Annotated in this window: 14 protein-coding genes; 8 read left to right on the top strand and 6 right to left on the bottom strand. The window is 69.0% G+C overall.

Annotated features, from left to right (window positions below; translation table 11 throughout):
• Window positions 1-271 precede the first annotated feature (271 nt).
• Window positions 272-1,600, top strand: coding sequence for a Fic family protein (locus ACVCMI_RS02595; protein WP_447097550.1), 1,329 nt, complete (start codon window positions 272-274; stop codon window positions 1,598-1,600).
• Between the two features lie 151 nt (window positions 1,601-1,751).
• Here the strand turns inward: ACVCMI_RS02595 and mnhG are convergent, their stop codons facing one another.
• From mnhG to ACVCMI_RS02565, 6 genes are read right to left on the bottom strand one after another with little or no spacing between them, the layout of a single operon-like run.
• Window positions 1,752-2,105, bottom strand: a complete 354-nt coding sequence (gene mnhG / locus ACVCMI_RS02590) for a monovalent cation/H(+) antiporter subunit G (RefSeq protein ID WP_447097551.1) — start codon at window positions 2,103-2,105, stop codon at window positions 1,752-1,754.
• Complete coding sequence (locus ACVCMI_RS02585; protein WP_395120956.1) at window positions 2,102-2,383, bottom strand: K+/H+ antiporter subunit F; 282 nt, start codon at window positions 2,381-2,383, stop codon at window positions 2,102-2,104. Before ACVCMI_RS02585 ends, mnhG begins: the two co-directional genes overlap by 4 nt.
• The gene (locus tag ACVCMI_RS02580; RefSeq protein ID WP_395120955.1) at window positions 2,380-2,868 is read right to left on the bottom strand and encodes a Na+/H+ antiporter subunit E; all 489 of its coding nucleotides are present in this window, start codon (window positions 2,866-2,868) and stop codon (window positions 2,380-2,382) included. The genes ACVCMI_RS02585 and ACVCMI_RS02580 overlap by 4 nt, the downstream gene beginning before the upstream one ends.
• The gene (locus ACVCMI_RS02575; RefSeq protein WP_447097552.1) at window positions 2,865-4,460 is read right to left on the bottom strand and encodes a monovalent cation/H+ antiporter subunit D; all 1,596 of its coding nucleotides are present in this window, start codon (window positions 4,458-4,460) and stop codon (window positions 2,865-2,867) included. Before ACVCMI_RS02575 ends, ACVCMI_RS02580 begins: the two co-directional genes overlap by 4 nt.
• Window positions 4,457-4,798, bottom strand: coding sequence for a Na+/H+ antiporter subunit C (locus ACVCMI_RS02570; protein WP_395120953.1), 342 nt, complete (start codon window positions 4,796-4,798; stop codon window positions 4,457-4,459). Before ACVCMI_RS02570 ends, ACVCMI_RS02575 begins: the two co-directional genes overlap by 4 nt.
• A complete protein-coding gene (locus ACVCMI_RS02565) occupies window positions 4,798-7,698 on the bottom strand; it encodes a monovalent cation/H+ antiporter subunit A (protein ID WP_447097553.1) in 2,901 nt (966 codons plus the stop codon). The genes ACVCMI_RS02570 and ACVCMI_RS02565 overlap by 1 nt, the downstream gene beginning before the upstream one ends.
• 332 nt (window positions 7,699-8,030) lie before the next feature.
• On the opposite strand from ACVCMI_RS02565, the gene ACVCMI_RS02560 reads away from it, so the two are divergent.
• From ACVCMI_RS02560 to ACVCMI_RS02530, 7 genes are all read left to right on the top strand, one after another.
• Window positions 8,031-8,873: a hypothetical protein gene (locus ACVCMI_RS02560; RefSeq protein WP_447097554.1), complete on the top strand. Its 843-nt coding sequence runs from the start codon at window positions 8,031-8,033 to the stop codon at window positions 8,871-8,873.
• 101 nt (window positions 8,874-8,974) lie between these two features.
• Window positions 8,975-10,528 (top strand): EAL domain-containing protein, encoded by a 1,554-nt coding sequence (locus ACVCMI_RS02555; RefSeq protein WP_395120950.1) that lies wholly within the window; start codon window positions 8,975-8,977, stop codon window positions 10,526-10,528.
• 137 nt (window positions 10,529-10,665) lie between these two features.
• Window positions 10,666-11,331, top strand: coding sequence for a response regulator (locus tag ACVCMI_RS02550; protein ID WP_395120949.1), 666 nt, complete (start codon window positions 10,666-10,668; stop codon window positions 11,329-11,331).
• The gene (locus ACVCMI_RS02545; protein ID WP_447097555.1) at window positions 11,328-12,722 is read left to right on the top strand and encodes a sensor histidine kinase; all 1,395 of its coding nucleotides are present in this window, start codon (window positions 11,328-11,330) and stop codon (window positions 12,720-12,722) included. The genes ACVCMI_RS02550 and ACVCMI_RS02545 overlap by 4 nt, the downstream gene beginning before the upstream one ends.
• Window positions 12,723-12,862: 140 nt before the next feature.
• The gene (locus ACVCMI_RS02540) at window positions 12,863-13,609 is read left to right on the top strand and encodes a polysaccharide deacetylase family protein (RefSeq protein ID WP_447097556.1); all 747 of its coding nucleotides are present in this window, start codon (window positions 12,863-12,865) and stop codon (window positions 13,607-13,609) included.
• Complete coding sequence (locus ACVCMI_RS02535; protein ID WP_395120944.1) at window positions 13,606-14,751, top strand: glycosyltransferase family 4 protein; 1,146 nt, start codon at window positions 13,606-13,608, stop codon at window positions 14,749-14,751. Before ACVCMI_RS02540 ends, ACVCMI_RS02535 begins: the two co-directional genes overlap by 4 nt.
• 377 nt (window positions 14,752-15,128) lie before the next feature.
• The gene (locus tag ACVCMI_RS02530) at window positions 15,129-15,437 is read left to right on the top strand and encodes a PepSY domain-containing protein (RefSeq protein WP_395120943.1); all 309 of its coding nucleotides are present in this window, start codon (window positions 15,129-15,131) and stop codon (window positions 15,435-15,437) included.
• The last annotated feature ends 74 nt before the right edge of the window (window positions 15,438-15,511 follow it).

Genomic DNA, 15,511 nt, shown 5'->3' with positions numbered 1-15,511 from the left:
TGGTGTCACGCACACCAAAGGCCAGCCGGCCTTCGGCGCCCAGGTGCCCGGCCCCGATGGCAGCCGCCGCCCAAGCAGGCTGATCACCACCACCCTCGTCGGCTATCGGGTCTGCACACCACAAGCGTGGGCTCGTACATATTGCGGGTGGAGGAGGTACCGCCCGCTCCGGGTTCATGGCGTACGGGCGGCCCGTCGCGAAGCCGGCGCATGGCACTGTCAATTTGCTACTAATTACGCTATCAATTAGTAGCAAATTGACAGGTGCCCCATGAAACTCCCCATGCCACCCCCGGCGCTCGGCGACCTGTTCGAGCGTTCCGACGTCCGCAAGATACTTCTCGCCAAGCTTGGCCCCGAGGTCAAGGGACGATACGAGCACTGGGATCAGCTGCGCCATCTCACGCCACCCGAGAACCTGACGCCTGAAGAATGGTGGCTGGGAATCAAGATGGCGCGCCGCGGGTTGCGCCAGGAAATGCCGTTGAAGGACAAGGCGGGCAACCCATTCACCGTCGTTCTGAGTGACAGCATCCAGCGAAACCTGTTCCTGATTGGCCGTGATGCCGCTGGCGCGCTTCGTGGCCAGGAGGCATCTCAATCAGAAGTCACCCGCGAACATTACCTCGTTCGATCCCTGATGGAAGAAGCGATGACTTCGTCGCAGCTTGAGGGAGCTGCCACGACCACCCAAGTCGCAAAAGACATGCTTCGCAGTGGGCGGGAGCCGCGTGATTACGGCGAACGCATGATCTACAACAACTACCTGGCCATGCGCGAACTGAAAGCATGGAGGCAGCGGCCGCTGACCCCTGCGGCGGTTTTCGAGATCCACCGCAAACTGACCGACGGAACGCTCGAGGACGAGGGATGCGCGGGAAGGTTCCGGTTGCCCTCGGAAGACATCGTCATCGAGGACGAGACCGGTCGCGTTCTCCACGTGCCTCCACCGGCACGGGAGCTCGAGCAGCGCCTGCAGTCCCTTTGCGACTTCGCCAACCAGTCGGACGACGGCGAGCACTTCGTGCATCCGGTGGTCAGGGCGATCCTGATCCACTTCCAGATCGGCTACGACCATCCGTTCGTCGACGGAAATGGCCGGACCGCCAGGACGTTGTTCTACTGGTCGCTGCTGAGATCGGGTTTCTGGATGGCGGAGTATCTGTCGATATCGAGCATCCTGAAACGGGCGCCCGCCCAATACATGCGGTCATACCTGTACACGGAGACTGATGAGGGAGACACCACCTATTTCGTGGCTCACCAGCTGACCGCCATTCTCGAAGCCATCGACGGCGTTCATCGCTACATCACCCGAAAACAGAATGAGCAGGCAGCCGCCGCGGCGCTGCTCAAACCCGGCAGCCCGTTGGCTCACCGGATCAACCACAGGCAAAGAGCGCTCCTTCTGAACGCCCTCAAGAACCCGGGAAAGGTCTTCACCATCGAAATGCACCGTAGAAGCCACGGCACGTCATACCAGACCGCCAGGGCCGACCTGCTTGCCCTGGTGGCCGAAGGGTTCCTGCGCCAATCCCGCGAAGGAAAGGCCTTCGTGTTCGTTCCGGTGCCCGATCTCGAAAAACGATTGCATGCATGACCATGGCGTGCCTCGTCACACGCAGGATCGCGCGTGACGAGGCCAAACGACAGGTGGTGTTCGAGCGGATGCTGCAAGCGGTTCGCCGCGGCATCGGATCGCGGGGCCGGCACGTTCGCATCGGCCACGCCGCGTTGCGGCTCGCGCGCGGTCAGTCCTCTCGCGTCGGCTGCGGCACGTCCTGCGAACCTTCCTCGCGGTCGCGGTACAGCGCGGCGCGCACCAGCAGCATCAGGGTGATCGGGGTGGTCAGGGTGAGGAACACGCCGATCAGCACTTCATTGAAGATCGGCCGGCCGTGCAGCACCGAGAAGCAGGTGATCGAGGCGGCCAGCATGAAGAACGTGCCCAGCGTGGTGCCCAGCGTGGGTGCGTGCACGCGCTGGTAGAAGTTCTTCAGGCGCAGCAGGCCGAGCGAGCCGACGAAGGCGAACAGCGCGCCGAGCAGCATCAGCACGGCGACGATGATGGCTGCCCATGGCGGCAGGGCGTCGAGATGGCTCATTCGATCACCTGCCCGCGCATCAGGAATTTCGACAGCGCCACCGTGCTGGCGAAGCCGAGCAGGGCGATGATCAGGCCGGCCTCGACGTAGAGCATGCTGCCGCTGCGGATGCCGATGGTCAGCAGCAGGATCATCGCGTTGACGTACAGGGCGTCCAGCGCCACCACGCGGTCCTGCGCGCGCGGGCCGCGCACCATGCGGATCAGCGAGAAGGCCATCGCCAGCAGCAGCAGGATCTGCGCCGCGCGGATCGACACGTCGAGCAGTTCGTGGCTCATTGGAAAACCTCCAGCAGAGGGCGTTCGTAGCGCTGCTTGATCGAGTCGATCCAGCCGGCCTCGTCGACCAGGTCCAGCACGTGGATCAGCAGGATGTTGGCGTCGGAGTCGTAGCTGACCCAGATCGTGCCGGGGGTGGAGGTGATGATGCACGACAGCACGGCCAGGCCGTAATGGTCGGTCAACTCCAGCGGGATCGCCACGAAACCCGAGTGCAACGGGCGCTTGTTGAACAGCACGATGCGCGCCACCGCGAGGTTGGAGCGCACGATGTCCAGCACCACGCGCACGAACAGGCGCAGCAGCAACGGATAGTTGCGCAGCCGCGCCTTGGGCGGGTCCAGCAGGTCGAGCATCCGGCCCAGCACGATGCCGAGCACGATGCCGAGCAGCACGGTGCCGGGCGACACGCTCTGGTTGAAGATCAGCCAGATCAGCGCCAGCAGCGCGGACAGCAGCGGATGCGGCAGCCAGCGGCGGATCATGGTGCGACCTCGGCGCCCGGCAGCACGGCGTGGATGTAGTTGCCCGGCGCATGCAGCTGCGCGGCGGTGTCGCGCAAATAGTGCAGCGGCCGCTCGGGCCAGACCGTCAGCAGCAGGCACAGCCCCAGCAGCAGCGCGACGGAGACGCTCTCGGTGAGGCGCACCTTCGGAAAGATCCGCTCCGGCTCGACCCAGAAGATCTGGATGCCGGCGCGGCACAGCGCGGTCACGGTGCAGAAACCGGCCGCCACGACCAGCGCGAACAGCAGCTGCGCGCCGCGCCCGGCGTCATCGAGCATCGGCGCCAGCAGGGCGAACTTGGCCAGGAAACCGGACAGCGGCGGCAGCCCCGCCAGCAGCACCGCGCAGGCCGAGAAGCTCAGGCCCAGCATCGCGATCGGCGCCGGGATCACCACGCGGCTCTCGTCCTCCTGCGCGTACAGGCTTTCGTTCGCGGGGGTTTCGCCGGGCTGCTCGTACGGTTCCAGGCTCAGCGTGTCGTCGGTGTCGTCGTCGCCGTCGGAGGCGAGCAGGCCGGCAATCAGGAAGAACGCGGCGATCGCCAGGGTGGAGATCACCAGGTAGGCCAGCGCGCCGGCGGTCACCGCGCTCTGCTGCAGGCCGATCGCGCCGAGCAGGGTGCCGGCGGAGACCACCACGTTGTAGCCGGCCAGCTTGCCGAGGTCGCGCGCGCCCAGCATGCCGATGGTGCCGGCCACCAGCGTGGCCATGCCGCCCCACAGCATCCACGCGCTGCCGAAATGCGCCGAGGCGGGCCCGGCGCCAGCGCCGAACAGCAGCAGGCCGAGGCGCAGCAGCACGTAGATGCCGAGCTTGGTCATCAGCGCGAACATCGCGGCCACCGCCGGCGCCGCGGCCGCGTAGGTGCGCGGCAGCCAGAAGCCGAGCGGCCACATCGCGGTCTTGATCAGGAACGCCACGCCGAGCAGCGCCGCGCCCGCATGCAGCAGCGCGCGGGTGCGCTCCGGCACGTGCGGGATCAGCTCAGCCAGCGCCGCCATGTTGAGCGTGCCGGTGACGCCGAAGATCAGGCTGACGCCGAGCAGGAACAGCATCGAGGCAGTCAGGTTGACCGCGATGTAATGCAGCCCCGCGCTGACCCGCCGCGCACCGGAGCCGTGCAGCGCCAGGCCGTAGGACGCCGCCAGCAGCACTTCGAAGAACACGAAAAGATTGAACAGGTCGCCGGTGAGGAAGGCGCCGTTCAGGCCCATCAGCAGGAACTGCAGCAGCGGCTGGAAATGGCCGCCGCGATGCTGCCAGCGACCCAGCGCATACGGCAGCAACCCCAGCGCCAGCACGCTGGTGAGCAGCACCATCAGCGCGGAAAGCCGGTCCGCCACCAGCACGATGCCGAAGCGCGCCGGCCAGTCGCCGATGCGGTAGACCGCCGCCAGCGCGCCGTCGGCGGACACCTCCAGCAGCAGCGCGGCGGCCAGCAGCACCAGCGCCACGCACGAGGCGATGCTCAGCGCCAGCGCCGTGCGCCGGCGCTTCTCGCCCACCAGCAGCTGCAGCGCGGCAATGAGCAGCGGCAGCAGGATCGGCGCGACGACCAGGTGCTGGCTCACGGCGTGCCGTCCTCGCCGTCGACGTGATCGTTGCCGGTCAGCCCGCGCGAGGTCAGCAGCACCACCAGGAACAGCGCGGTGGTGGCGAAACCGATCACGATCGCGGTGAGCACCAGCGCCTGCGGCAGCGGGTCGGTGTACTGCGCGACGTTGCCGGCCACCTCGTGCAGCACCGGATCGGCGCCGGTGCGCAGGCCGCCGATGGAGAAGATGAAGAGGTTCACGGCATAGGAGATCAGGGTCAGCCCGATGATCACCTGGAAGCTCCGCGGACGCAGCAGCAGCCACACGCCGGAGGCAGCGAGAATCCCGATCGCGGCGGCCAGCACCAGTTCCATCAGCCCTCCCCTTCCGCGGCGGCGGCCGACACCTGGCGCGGACGCCGCAGCGACTGGTGCGCCAGCGCGATCAGCATCAGGATGGTCGCGCCCACCACCGTGGCGAACACGCCAAGGTCGAACAGCAGCGCCGTCGCCAGCGGCACGCGGCCGAACAGCGGCAGCGCCAGGTACTGAAAATGACTGGTCAGGAATGGACGTCCAAATACCAGCGAGCCTAAGCCCGTGAACAAGGCCAGCAGCAGCCCGGCGCCGATCCAGCGCAGCGGCAGCACGCGCAGGCGCGACTCCACCCAGCGCGCGCCGCGCGCCATGTACAGCAGGATCAGCGCCACCGCCACGGTGATCCCGGCGACGAAGCCGCCGCCCGGCAGGTCGTGCCCGCGCAGGAACAGGTGCAGCCCGAACAGCAGGATCACCGGCGCCATCAACTGGATGATCAGGCCGGGGATCATCAGGTAGTCGGTCAGCGAATGGTCCGCCGCGCGCCCGGGTTCATCCGCCTCCAGCGCCGTCTGCTGGCGCTGTTGCTCCGGTACGTGGATGCTTTCGGCGGCCGGGCGGAAACGGCGCAGCAAGGCGAACACGGTCAGCGCCACGATCGCCAGCACGCTGATCTCGCCCAGCGTGTCGAAGCCGCGGAAGTCGACCAGGATCACGTTGACCACGTTGTGGCCGCCGCCCTCGGTGTACGCCTGTTCGAGGAAGAAGCGCGAGATCGAATCGGCCACCGGATGCATCATCGCGGCGTAGGCCAGGCTGGCCACGCCGACGCCCACCGCCAGCGCGATCACGATGTCGCGGCGGCGACGGAAGCGCTGGCGCCGCCCCTCGGGCGTGAACCCGGCAATGCGCTTGGGCAGCCAGCGCAGGCCGAGCAGGATCAGGATCGTGGTGACCACCTCCACCAGCAGCTGGGTCGCCGCCAGGTCAGGCGCGGACAGCCACACGAAGCTCACGCACGACACCAGCCCCGCGCCGCCGGTGAGCACCAGCGCGGCGAGGCGATGGAACTTGGCCTGGGTTGCCGCGCCGATCGCGCAGGCCGCGCCGAGCAGCCACAGCAGCGCGAACGCCGGATCGATGCTGGACCAGTGCGGGCGAAAATCCAGCGGTGCCGTGGTTGCCGCCAGTCCGCCGGCCAGCAGGGCGAGCAGCACGATCCACAGCAACTGCGACTGCAGCCGCCGGCTCGGATAGAGCCGCTCGATGCGCTGCGGCCAGTCCGCCGCGAACAGCGCCAGCGCACGCTCGAACAGCCGCTTGCCGCTGAAGCGGCTGGTCAGCGGCGCCGTCTCGATGGCATCGAAGCGACGGCGCAGGCTGGCGAACAGCAGGCAGCCGGCGGCGAAGGCGAATACGCTCATCAGCAGCGGCGTGGTCAGGCCGTGCCACACCGCCAGGCTGTACGCCGGCATCTCCGCGCCGAGCACCGCGCCGGCCGCCGCGTGCAAGGTGGGTCCGATCACCCGCCCCGGCAGCACGCCCACCAGCAGGCAGGCCAGCGCGAGGAAGCCGATCGGCAAGCGCATCCACAGCGGCGGCTCATGCGGTTCGCGCGGCAGGTCGGCAGGCATGCGGCCGAAGAACACGCCGCGCACGAAGCGGATCGAGTAGGTCACGCCGAATGCGCTGGCGGCCACCGCGATCACCACCGAGATCGCGTCCAGCAGCGGCCCCTGGCGCACTGCCAGCGTCTCGGCGAAAAACATCTCCTTGGAGAGGAAACCGTTCAACAACGGCACCCCGGCCATCGCCGCGCCGGCCACCAGCGCCAGCGTGGCGGTGACCGGCATCACCCGGTACAGGCCGCCGAGCCTGCGCAGGTCGCGCGTGCCGGCCTCGTGGTCGACCGCGCCAGCGGCCATGAACAGCGAGGACTTGAAGGTGGCGTGGTTGACGATGTGGAAGATCGCCGCCACCACGCCCAGCGTGCTGCCCAGCCCCACCAGCATGGTGATCAGGCCCAGGTGGCTGATCGTCGAATAGGCCAGCACGCCTTTCAGGTCCTGCTCGAACATCGCCGCGTAGGCGCCCAGGATCAACGTGACCAGGCCCACGCCCCCGACGATCCAGTACCACTGGTCGGTGCCGCCCAGCACCGGCCAGAAGCGCACCAGCAGGAACACGCCGGCCTTCACCATCGTCGCCGAATGCAGGTAGGCCGAGGCCGGCGTGGGCGCAGACATCGCCTGCGGCAGCCAGAAGTGGAACGGGAACTGCGCGCTCTTGGTGAACGCGCCGAGCAGGATCAGCAGCAGGGTCGGCGTGTACCACGGGTGCGCGCGCACCGCCTCGCCCGCAGCGAGGATCGCGTCCAGTCCATAGCTGCCCGCGATGTGCCCCAGCAGCAGCATGCCGGCGAGCAGGCAGAAGCCGCCGCCGGAGGTGACGATCAGCGCCATCCGCGCGCCATCGCGCGCGGATGCGCCGTGGTGCCAGTAGCCGATCAGCAGGAACGAGAACAGGCTGGTCAGCTCCCAGAAGAACACCAGCTGGATCACGTTGCCGGACATCACGATGCCCAGCATCGAACCCATGAACGCCAGCAGCAGCGCGAAGAAGCGCGCCAGCGGATCGTCCGGCGACATGTAGTAGCGCGCGTACACGCCCACCAGCGCGCCGATGCCGCAGATCAGCAGCAGCATCAGCCAGCTGAAGCCGTCCACTCGCAGCACCAGGTCCAGACCCAGCGACGGTGCCCATGGGATGGTCTGGCGCAGCACCTCGCCGGCGAGGATCGCCGGGGCCAGCCACAACGAAAGTGCCAGGCCGAGCAGCGCGGCGCCGGTCATCAGCCAGGCGGCGCTATTGTGCCCGCGCTCGCGCATCAGCCACGTCGCCGCCGCCGCCGCGAAAGGCAGGCAGAGGATGGCGCCTGGGATGAGGTTGTCGGGCATCGCTCACTGCGTTCGATGGAAAGATCGTCGGTGTCGCCCGTCACCGGACCGGCGCCCGGGTGCATCACGCACGGCTACCGCCTCGAACCAGCTGTCATGCAGGCGCGCGGCATGGCAGGCCATCGTCGCGATCACCCGCATGCACTCACCTCTGGGCTGGGAGCGTGGCGGCCAGAACCGTCCGGACTCCTCGCCCGATTCTATCGTTCGCCGCGCGCAAGCGGCAACGGCCCTGCACGGCGCTTGCACACCACCTGTTCGTACCATCACCCGTGGAATCCCGGGATGGCCGCGCGCATGCGTTGCCTCGCACCCATCCGGAGACATGATCGATGACCTGTCCACCTCTTCGTCGGCCCCGTCATGCGCTGCGCCTCGCCGCCCTCCTGCCGCTGGCGCTGGGCAGCGGGCTCGCCGGCGCGCAGCAGTCACCTGCACTCGATCGCGTCAGCCTGTGGCTGGGCGGCTACGACGCGCACGTCGACACCACGCTCGGCGCCAGCGATCCGGGCGGCCGGTACGGCGGCAACTTCAGTCTGGAGAACGATCTCGGCTTCAACGACCGCAAGCGCGTGCCGCGCGCGCGACTGGATTTCCTGGTCGGCGACAGCCAGGGTTTCTCGCTCGACTACTACAGCGTCAACCGCTCGCGCAGCCAGAGCCTGGCGCGCTCGATCAGCTACGCCGGCAACGACTACGAGGCCGCCGCCACGGTGCGCGGCAAGTTGAACTTCGATTTCGGCAGCGCCTCCTGGCGCTGGTGGTTCGGCCACGGCAACGACGTGTTCGGGCTGGGCCTGGGCGGCGCCTACTACCGCGTGCACGCCGCCATCAGCGGCGAGGCCAGCGTCAACGGCGAGCCGGTCGGGCAGGTCTCCTCCGGCACCAGCGACGGCGCCTGGGCACCGATGCTGCAGCTCGGCTGGCGCCATGCGTTCAACGACCAGTGGCGCATGTATGCCGACGCCGCCGGGGTGAAGAAGAACGGCGGCCGGCTCAGCGGCCACATCGTGAACGCCGCGCTGGGCGTGGAATGGCTGCCGTGGCCACACCTTGGCTTCGGCGCCGAATACGGCTACAGCCGCGTGGTGCTGCACCAGCGCAAGCACGCCTACCACGCCAACCTCGACATGAAACTTGACGGTCCCTCGTTGTTCGTCCACCTGCGCTTCTGAGGCGTGCCGCCGGCGCATGAGCGGATAGGCACGCCGGCAGCGTTGGTGCATCATCGAGGCTCCGACGAGCCGTCCCGACACGGGCGCGGCAAGGGGAAACGATGCCAAGGCGGTTTGCCACCACCATCGCGCTGACGCTGTGCACCGTGGCCATCGCCCTGCCGCTGGTGGCGGCACTGCTGATCGCCCGACACCAGTCGATGGAGGAAGCCGGCGCCCAGGCATCGAACATCGCCAGCGCCATCATCCATCGCACGGAAGCGGTGGGCGAACAGTCCGCGGCCGCCTATCAGCGGTTGACCGAGTTGAATCCCTCCGGCACGTGCTCCGAGGCCAAACGCGCGCAGTTGCGCCGGATTCTGCTGGATTACGACTACGTGCAGGCGGCCGGCTACGTCTCCGGCGATCGCATCACCTGCTCGGCCATCGGCCCGCAGGCCGACGGCCTGCAGATGGGGCCACCGGCGTACGTGAGCCCGAAGGGCACGCGGGTGCACTTCGGGGTTTCCATCGACGGCAGCCGTCCGTTCGTGGTGCTCAGCGGCGACCATTACGCCACCGCGGTTCACCCGGACAACCTGCTGGTCGAAACGCCTTCCGTGCCGGGCCTTGCGCAGGGCGTGTTCGGGCGCAGCGCCGGCAAGGTCTGGGCCCGTGACGGCCACTTCGACCCGGCATGGCTGGAGCAGCACGGCAAGGCGGCCCGCGCGATCTTCTACGACGGCGGCTACCTGGTGGCGATCCAGGGATCGGAACGCTTCGACGTGGGCGCCTACGCGGCGATTCCGCGTGCCTACCTGAGCTCCCGCCTGCGCGAGCTCGCCCTGTTGCTGCTTCCCGTCGGGCTGGCACTGGGCGCGGCGTTGGTCGGCGCGATCGTCATGTTCGCGCGCCAGCGTGCGTCGCTGCCCGCGTTGCTGCGGGCGGCGCTGAACCGGCAGGAGTTCGTGCTGTACTACCAGCCGATCGTCGAGCTGGGCTCCAACACGATAGCCGGGGCCGAGGCACTCTTGCGCTGGCCCGCCAACAAGCAGATCGGCATGCGCCCGGCGCTGTTCGTGCAGGCCGCGGCCGACTGCGGACTGACCGCCCGCTTCACCGAATACGTGCTCGCCCGCGTCGCCATCGACGGGCCACGCTTCTTCAGCCGATATCCGGGCTGCTACATCAGCGTCAACCTGGCGCCGAGCGACCTGCTATCCGGCGCAGTCGTCGAGCACCTGCAGCGCCTGCTGACCACGCCCGGCATCGGCGTGCACAACATCGTGGTGGAGGTGACCGAGAGCTCCTTCGTCGACCCGGCCAGCGCCAACCGCACGATCGCGCGCATCCATGCGCTGGGCATCCGGGTGGCGATCGACGACTTCGGCACCGGCTTTTCCGGCCTGTCGCAATTGACCCAGCTGCGCGCCGATTGCCTGAAGATCGACAAGATCTTCGTCGACGCCATCGGCACCGGGTCGGTCACCAGCGAAGTGGTGCTGCACATCATCGCGATGGCGCGCTCGCTCAAGCTCACGCTGATCAGCGAAGGGGTGGAGACCCACGCCCAGGCCGAGTTCCTGCGTCAGCACGGCGTGGCGTTTGCCCAGGGCTGGCTGTTCGGCAAGGCGCAGCCGCTGGACGAGCTGTTGCGCCCGGCCGGGCCCGACTGATTGCCGGCGGCACCCGGTCGAGCGCCTCCGCGCGGACCGCGCAGCCACCGGCTCTTGACGTGTCGACTGCGCCATAAGCACTTCTTAAGCCGGCACACGGATAATCCGCCGGGCCGCCGCCACACCGGAGCCTGTTCGTGCACATCATCCTGGTCGAGGACGACGCCCAGCTCGGCGCCGCCATCCAGCGCGCGCTGGAACGCCTCGCCTATACGGTGAGCTGGCTGCGCGACGGCCGCGAGGCGCTCATCGCGCTGCGCGACGAAACCGCCGACCTGGTGCTGCTCGACCTCGGCCTGCCCGGCAAGGACGGCCTCGACGTGCTGGTCGAGGCGCGCCGCAGCCACGTCACCACGCCGGTGATCGTGATGACCGCGCGCGACGGCCTGCAGGCGCGCGTGCACGGACTCGATGCCGGCGCCGACGATTATCTGATCAAGCCGTTCCACCTCGACGAGCTGTGCGCGCGCATCCGCTCGCTGAACCGGCGCGCGCAGGGCCTGGCGGTCAACCGCATCGAGGTCGGCGCGCTGGCGCTGGACCTGGGCACCTCGCAGGTGACCTGTCGCGGTGAGGCGATCGAACTGACCCGGCGCGAGTTCGCTCTGCTGCAGATCCTGCTGGAACGCGCCGGCAAGCTGGTGCGCCGCGAAAGCCTGGTGAACTCGCTGTATGGTCTGGACACCGTGGTCGGCGACAACGCGCTGGAGGTGCTGGTGCATATGCTGCGCAAGAAACTCGGCTACGACACCGTGCGCACCGTGCGCGGCTTCGGCTACATGATCCCGCGGGAGCCCGAATGAGCCAGCCCAGCCTGCGCGGCCGGCTGCGCTGGCTGATCATCGGCGTGATGCTGGCGGTGCTGCTGCCGCTGGCGGTGCTCAGCTTCCGGCGCATCATGCAGGAGATGAACGAATTGTCCGACGGCCGGCTGGCGCAGTCGGCCCGCACGCTGCAGGTGATCCTCGGCCAGGAAGGCCCCGACGTGTTGCGCGGCCACGGCCAGCATGGCCAGTTGGTACCGATCGAGGCGCCCGCGGTGCAGGCCATGCGCCGGCGCGGCCACACGTTCGAGTCCGAGGTCGGCTTCCAGGTATTCGACCGCGCCGGCCGCCTGGTGATGGCCACCACCAACCTCGCCGCGCTGCCCGCGCCGCAAGCCGGCGACGGCGAATACCGCGACATCCGCGCCGACGGCTACCGCTGGCGCCTGTTCACCCTGTCCGACCCGCGCGATGGCCTGGTGATCCGCACCGGCGAGCGCTACGACAGCCGCCACGACATCCTGCGCGCGCTGTGGTTCGACCATGCCCTGCCGCTGCTGATCGGCCTGCCGCTGCTCGGCCTGCTGGTCGGCTGGGCGGTGCGGCGCGGCCTGCGCCCGCTGCAGTCGCTGACCGGCGCACTGGCCTCGCGCAAGCTGGGCAGCCGCGAGGCGATCGTGCTGGAGCGGGCGCCGCTGGAACTGCAGCCCGTGCTCGACGCGTTGAACGGGCAACTGCAGCGCCTCGCCGATGCACTGGAGCGCGAGCATCGCTTCAGCGCCGACGTGGCGCACGAGCTGCGCACGCCGCTGGCCTCGATCATGCTCAACATCGAGAGCGCAATGGCCACCCGCGATCCCGCCGAAGCGGAGGCCAGCCTGGCCGGCGCGCGCCACAACGTGGCCGCGCTGGCGCGGCGCGTCGAGCAGTTGCTGGCGCTGGCGCGGCTGGAATCCGGCACCGCGCTGGAGCAGCGCCAGCCGGTCGACCTGGTGCGCGTGGCCAGCGACGTGATCGAGGAGCTGGCTCCGGTGATCGCCGAAAGCGGCGCCGAGCTGGGCTTCAGCCACGACGACCACCCGCTGCAGGTGCAAGGCCACGAGGCCGCGCTGGCCGCGCTGCTGCGCAACCTGATCGAGAACGCCATGCGCCACGTGCCGGCCGGCGGCCAGGTGCAGTTGTCGATTGCGCAGGGCGTGGTCACCACCACCATCGACGTGGCCGACGATGGCCCCGGCATCCCGCCCGAACGGCGCGCCGCCGTGTTCGCCCGCTTCCACCGCGAATCGAGCAGCCGCGGCGAAGGCTACGGTCTCGGCCTGTCGATCGTGCAGCGCGCCGCCGAGCTGCACGGCGCCAGCATCGAGCTGCTCGATTCGCCGTTCGGCCACGGCCTGCGCGTGCACGTGAGCATCCCGCGCAACGACTGAGCGAAGCGCCCGTCACGACACTGAAACGCCAGCCTGCGCCTCCGTAAGCCGGCTGAAAGCCGGCCGCCCGGAGAATGCCGGCCGATGACCCCGGCCGATGCGTGCCGGTGGCGGGCAAACCCGGGTGCGGCGGAACAGGCATGGACAAGGCGGGAAAGGCGGGCGGCCAGATCGTGCCCGTGCTCATGTATCACAACATCGCGGCAACCCCCGCAGGCTTGCGCAGCTACCGCAGCCTGTATGTCAGCCCGGCCAGATTCGCGCGGCAGATGTGGCTGCTGCAGCAGCTGGGATACGCCGGCCTGTCGATGTCGGCGGCATTGCCGTACCTGCGCGGCGAACGCCGCGGACGGGTCGTCGCCATCACGCTGGACGACGGCTACGTCGACAACCTCGACGCGGCGCTGCCGGTGCTGCAGTCGTTCGGCTTCAGCGCCACGATCTACATGGTCAGCGGCAGCATCGGCCGCTTCAACACGTGGGACGCCGAACGGCTCGGCATCCGCAAGCCGCTGATGTCCGCCGCGGACATGCGCCGCTGGAACGACGCCGGCATGGAGATCGGCGCGCACACGCGCAGCCATCCGCGGCTCAGCCAATGTACGGACGCCGTCCTGCACGGCGAGATCCACGGCTGCAAGGCCGACCTGGAGGATCGCCTCGGCTGCGCGGTGACCCAGTTCTGCTACCCCTACGGCGACCTCGACGAGCGCGTGGTCGCGGTGGCCCGCGAAGCCGGCTACGCGGCGGCCACCACCACGCGCCGCGGGCGCGCCGTGGCCGGCGCCGACCTGTGGCGACTGCCGCGGATACAGGTGGCGCGGCACCACCTGCTGCCGCAGTTCGCGGCGCGCGTGCTGACCGGCTACGAGGATCGCCGCGCATGAAATTCCTGCTGGTCGGCACCAACCCGGAGCATACCGGCGCGGCCACCCATTTCGTCGCGCTGGCGCAGGCGCTGGCCGAGGCCGGCCACGAGGTCGGCGTGGTCACGGCCGCCGACGGACTGATCGAACAGCAGCTTGCCGACACCGCCGTGCAACTGCACCGCGCCACGTTCCGCAATGCGCTGGACCTGCGCGGCTTCGCCGCGGTGCTGCGCGCGGCGCGGCAGCTGCGGCCGCACTGGCTGGTCGGCAACTTCGGCAAGGAGTACTGGCCGCTGATCGTGATCGGCCGGCTGCTGCGCATCCCGGTCGTGCTGTTCCGCCACCGCGTGCCACCGATGAAGCGCGTCTCGGCCTGGCTGCTGCCGCGGCTGGCGCACCGCTTCTTCGCGGTGTCCCGCCACGCACGCCGCGCCTATCTCCAACGCGGCGTGCCGCCCGGCCTGGTGCAGGTGCTGTACAACCCGGTGAACATGGCGCTGTGCCGGCACGACCCGGTGCAGCGCAGCGCGATCCTGCGCAGCCTGGACATCTTCGGCGACCCCGTCGTGCTCGGCTACTGCGGCCGGATGCAGCGGGGCAAGGGCATCTTCACCCTGTTCGACGCCGCCACCGCGGCGATGGCGCAGCAGCCGCGACTGCATTGCCTGTGGCTGGGCGACGGCCCGGATGCACAGGCGCTGCGCGAGCGCGCCGCCGCGCATCCGCTGGGCAACCGCCACCATTTCCCGGGCTGGGTCAACGACATCCACCCGTACTACAGCGCCATGTCGATGCTGGCCTTTCCGTCCATCGCCCCGGAAACCTTCGGGCGCGTCTCGGTGGAGGCGCAGGCCGCCGGCCTGCCGGTGCTGGCCAGCGACATCGGCGGCATTCCGGAAACGCTGCAGCCGGGCGTCACCGGCGTGCTGCTGCCGCCCGGCGACGTCGAAGCGTGGCGTGCCGCCATCGTGGCGATGTGCGACCCGTCGCGCCGGCAGCCGATGGGCGTGGCGGCCGAGGCCTTCGTCCGCGAGCGCTTCAGCACCGGCGTGATCGCGGCCCGCTTCGTGCATCTGCTGACCGCCGCGAGCACCTCGAAGGCCGGCAGCACGGGCATCCCTCCGCATCGGCCTCGCGGAAGATGGCGACTGCCGGGTTGAGCAGGAACACCGCCGCATCCGGCCGGCACCAGGGATGCCCTGATCTAATCCGCGTACCCGTCACCGCGCTGTATGCGCGCAGCGGTTTGTCGCAGCGGCGACGGCAGACTGGCCGTCTGTCTAGACGCTGGGGCGAATCGCTGCGCGCATACAGTGCGGCCCCGACGCATTGAATCAAAAGATGGGGTGACGTCCAGAAGGCCCGCAGGCTGCGCCGCGTAGCTTGAACGGACGGCCAGTCTGCCCTGCGCCACGCAACACACCCTGCGGGCCTTCTGGACGTCATGCCGGGTGCGTGGAATAGATCAGAGCATCCCTAAGCGTCCACGAAGCTTGTTCGGCGACGCTGTCATTCCCCCATGACTGAAGGAATGAACATGCGCAACGTACTGGTTGTTTCCCTCGCGCTGGCCCTGCTGGCGGCCAGCGCCACCCTGCCGGCGCAAGCCACCCCGCCGGCGAATCTCAAGACGCAGGCGAAGATCGACATGAGTCATGCCCGCGACATCGCCCTGAAGGCGTATCCCGGCAAGATCGTCAAGGAGGAGCTGGAGCAGGAGCCCGGCGGCAGCGGCCTGCGCTACTCGTTCGACATCAGCTCCGCCAAGGCGACGCACGAGGTCGGCGTCGACGCAAAGACCGGCAAGGTGCTGGAGAACTCGCTGGAAGGCGCGGACAACGATTGAGGCATCCCTGACGACGCGCTGGAGCGGTCAACCGGAACCAGTCCGTGCGGCAGGCTGCGATGAGCGGCCGGGGT

It is taken from the genome of Rhodanobacter sp. UC4448_H15 (assembly GCF_052978265.1).
The sequence above is the reverse complement of the archived record's forward strand: the minus strand, read 5'-3'. Positions and strand labels throughout refer to the sequence as shown.